The sequence below is a fragment of the Polaromonas sp. P1_G2 genome (assembly GCF_056405515.1).
This window is the reverse complement of sequence record NZ_JBFUBY010001124.1, coordinates 1-455: the sequence shown is the minus strand read 5'-3', so window position 1 is coordinate 455 and position 455 is coordinate 1. Positions and strand designations below refer to the sequence as shown.

General features: G+C 65.1%; 1 protein-coding gene. It reads left to right on the top strand.

The window, feature by feature from the left end; all coding sequences use genetic code 11:
* Positions 1 to 455 (top strand): DNA topoisomerase (locus tag AC1D0P_RS29370; RefSeq protein ID WP_477679955.1); only part of this gene is annotated, 455 nt, incomplete at both ends.

Below are 455 nucleotides of genomic sequence, written 5' to 3'. Positions count from 1 at the left end.
GCTTCAACCTATCGCCAGTCCTCTGGCGGAAGCTGCCAGGCGCCCGTTCGGCCGGCCGCGTGCAGTCGGTTGCGCTGAGATTGGTCTGCGACCGCGAGACTGAGATCGAGCGCTTCGTTGCGGAAGAATACTGGAACATCGTGGCTTTGCTGCGCACGCCGCGCAACGACACGTTCGAGGCACGCCTGGTCAGCGCCGACGGCAAGCGCATGCAGGCACGCTCGGTCGGCAATGGCGTGCTGGCCAAGGACCTCAAAACCATGCTGGACAGCGCGGCCTACCGCGTCGACAGCGTCGAAGCCAAGCCGGTCAAGCGCAATCCCGCACCGCCTTTCACCACCTCGACTTTGCAGCAGGCCGCATCGTCGCGCCTCGGCTTTTCAGCCTCACGCACCATGCAGGTGGCGCAGAAGCTCTATGAAGGCCTTGACCTCGGCGGCGAATTCGCCGGCCTG